Origin of the sequence: uncultured Aureimonas sp. (assembly GCF_913775355.1) — a bacterium.
In the GTDB taxonomy this organism is placed as follows: Bacteria; Pseudomonadota; Alphaproteobacteria; order Rhizobiales; family Rhizobiaceae; genus Aureimonas.
Genome location: NZ_CAJYIU010000040.1, coordinates 1 through 3,202 on the forward strand (window position 1 = coordinate 1; position 3,202 = coordinate 3,202).

At 71.8% G+C, this 3,202-nt stretch carries 3 protein-coding genes; all 3 read left to right on the top strand.

Annotated features, from left to right (window positions below; translation table 11 throughout):
* A partial coding sequence (locus QZ753_RS02815) for a CheR family methyltransferase (RefSeq protein ID WP_294641024.1) occupies nt 1-875 on the top strand: 875 nt, incomplete at its 5' end.
* Between the two features lie 5 nt (nt 876-880).
* Nucleotides 881-1,975: a chemotaxis response regulator protein-glutamate methylesterase gene (locus QZ753_RS02820; protein ID WP_294641026.1), complete on the top strand. Its 1,095-nt coding sequence runs from the start codon at nt 881-883 to the stop codon at nt 1,973-1,975.
* Nucleotides 1,972-3,202: hypothetical protein (locus tag QZ753_RS02825; protein ID WP_294641028.1), on the top strand; the 1,231-nt coding region annotated here is incomplete at its 3' end. The genes QZ753_RS02820 and QZ753_RS02825, both read left to right, overlap by 4 nt.

Genomic DNA, 3,202 nt, shown 5'->3' on the forward strand with positions numbered 1-3,202 from the left:
GTTCCGCGATCCTTCCGACGACCGGCTCCATGCCCGCGAGCGCCCACACGGCGAGCCTCGACGCGGCGACGTTTCGCGAGCTGGCGGTGCTGGTGGACGAAAGCTGCGGCATCGTGATGAGCGACGCTAAGCGGGTAATGCTGGAGACGCGGCTGCGCCGCCGCCTCGTGGCGCGCGGCCTCGAGGACTTCCGCGCCTATCTCGCCCTTCTGCGCTCGCCCGAGGGGCGCTCGGCCGAACTGCAGGCCTTCACCGACTGCGTCGTCACCAACGAGACCTCGTTCTTCCGCGAGCCGCCGCATTTCGAGTACCTGACGCCGGACGAACTGCGGCGCCTCGCCGAGGGCGGGCGCGAGCATGCCTTGCGCATCTGGTCGGCCGCGTCCTCGAGCGGGCAGGAGGCCTACAGCCTCGCGATGATCGCCGACGACGCCTCGAACGGCGGCCAGCTCTTCCCCTGGACGGTGACGGCGACCGACATCTCGGTGCGCATGCTGAACGCGGTGCGCGAGGGCGTCTACCATGCCGACGCCGTGCGCAACGTGCCCGCGCGCCTGCGCCAGAAGTATCTGGCGCCGGTCGGCGCGGCGGCCGACCAGGCGATGAGCGTGCGGCCCGAGCTTCGACGCAACATCCGCCTCGGCCAGATCAACCTGATGCACGGCGAGTACCGGCCGGGGCAGATGATGGACATCGTATTCTGCCGCAACGTCCTCATCTACTTCCAGCCCGACGCCCAGCTCGAGGTCGTCGGCAAGCTCCTGCGCCACCTGCGCGTCGGCGGCCTCCTGTTTCTCGGCCATGCCGAATCCATCCGCTCCACCCGGCTCCCGCTCCGGCTGATCCGCAGCAACATCTACGAGCGGACGGAGTGAGCGCGATGGCGTCCATCAAGGTCCTCATCGTCGACGATTCGGCGAGCGTGCGCACGATCCTGTCGGAGATCCTCAACGCCGAGGCCGACATCGAGGTGATCGCGACCGCCTCGAACCCCTATTTCGCGGCCGAGCGGATGCGCGAGGCGGTGCCGGACGTCATCGTCTGCGACATCGAGATGCCGCGCATGGACGGCATCACCTTCGTGCAGAAGCTGATGAGCCAGCGCCCGATCCCGGTCGTGATCTGCTCCTCGCTCGCCGAGGCCGGCTCCAAGATGGCGCTGCAGGCGCTGGAGGCGGGCGCGGTCGAGATCATCACCAAGCCGCGCGTCGGAACGCCCCAGTTCCTGATGGAGGCGAAGACGCGCATCTGCGACGCGGTGCGCGCGGCGTCGAAGGCCCGCGTCGTCGCCCGCACCGCCACGATCGACGTCCAGAAGAAGCTCACCGCCGACGCGGTGTTGCCGCCGGTCTCGGGCCGCCCGATCGACCGCACCACCGACAAGGTCGTGGTGATCGGCGCCTCGACGGGCGGCACGGAGGCGCTGCGCCGGCTGCTCGAGGCGCTGCCCGAGAACTCGCCCGGCATCGTCATCGTCCAGCACATGCCGGCGGGCTTCACCAGCGCCTTCGCGCGCCGCCTCGACGGCCTGTGCCGCATGGAGGTGCGCGAGGCCGAGACCGGCGACCGTGTCGTGCCGGGCCTCGCGCTGATCGCGCCCGGCAACCACCATCTCCTTCTCCAGCGCTCGGGCGCGCAGTACCATGTCGAGGTGCGCGACGGGCCGCTGGTGACGCGCCACCGCCCCTCGGTCGACGTCCTCTTCCGCTCGGCGGCGCGCGCGGCCGGCGCCAACGCGCTCGGCGTGATCCTGCCGGGCATGGGCGACGACGGCGCCAAGGGTATGCTGGAACTGCGCCAGACCGGCGCCCACACGCTCGGCCAGGACGAGGCGAGTTGCGTCGTCTACGGTATGCCCAAGGAAGCCATGAAGGTCGGTGCGGTGGAAGCCGAACTGCCGCTCGACAGAATCCCCGCCGAAATCCTCCGGTTTGCGGCCGATCCCTCCTTCAAGCCAGCGGCGGCCAAGCGATGACGACACGCGCGAACACCCTTGCCGGCGCAGCTCCCGCCGCAATCCCCGGAGCCGGCCCCGCATCCGGCCCCGACGACTTCCAGCGGCTCGCCACCGCGCTCGTCCGCTGGACGGCGGCGAGCGAGAGCGTCTTCCTCGACGCCGGCGAGCGGCTGCGCACGACGCACGGCCGGATTGCGGGCGTGCGCGAGGGCATCGCGCGCGCGACCGAGATCTTCACCCAGCCCGTGATGGCCGAGGCGCGCGCCTCTCTCGTCGAGGCGGCGGCCAGCGTCGAGACGGCGTGGCAGCTGACCGCCGAGCGGCACGAGCGGATCGGCGAGCTGAACGCGGCGGTCGAGAGCGCCCGCACCGCCTCCGCCTCGCTGAAGACCGTGTTCCGCGTCCTCGACTACATCGTCGTGATCGCCAGGGCCCAGGTCGAGAGCATGGCGGGCGCCGAGGTGGACCTCGTGTCCTTCTCGCGCACCGTCGACGATCTCGTCACGTCGGGCACGTCGGTCGCCCAGTCGATCGACGAGCGCATGGGCGCCCTGCGCGCCGCGCTCCAGGAAAGCCGCACCATCGCCGCGCGCGCGGTCACCACCGGCGACGAGCGCGAGCTCGCGGGCGGCTTCCAGGCGCTGATCGACCGGATCGCCGAGCAGCAGGGCGCGGCGGCCAAGAGCCGGGACGAGGCGCAGCGCGCCTTCACCGCCGTCTGGCAGGCGGTCGGCGGCGCCGTGATGGGCCTCCAGGCCCACGACATGGCACGCCAGCGGCTGGAGCACACGGTGCAGAACCTCGAGCGCATCGAACCGCTGCGCCGCGACGGCCGGCTCGTCGAGGGCGAGGCGCCGCTCGAGCCCGCCCACCGGGAGGCCGCGGTGCGCCGCATCGCCCGGCTCGAGGTGGCCCAGCTCGACGATCTCGCCGCGACCTACGGCGCGCTGATGGACAAGCTCGGCCTCGACCTTGCCGCGATCGCCGACCGGCTCGACGACTGCGGCGACATCCTGGAGGGCCTGCGTGCGCCCGGCACCGGCAATGAGGGCATGGCGGCGTTGGAGGCGGGCGCCTCGCGCCTGCGGGCCGCGATGGAATCGGGCGCCGAGGCGCGCCGGACGCTCGCCGCCAGCCTGTCGCGCAGCGTCGAGCGCACCGCCCATCTCATCGAGATGACCGACCAGATGACCGGGCTCGAGTTCCACCTCAACCTCGCCGGCCTCAACGCCGCGATCCAGGCCG

Excerpts from the sequence above, each read along its gene's own strand:
- QZ753_RS02820 (WP_294641026.1), top strand. The coding sequence starts at position 881 with ATGGCGTCCATCAAGGTCCTCATCGTCGACGATTCGGCGAGCGTGCGC.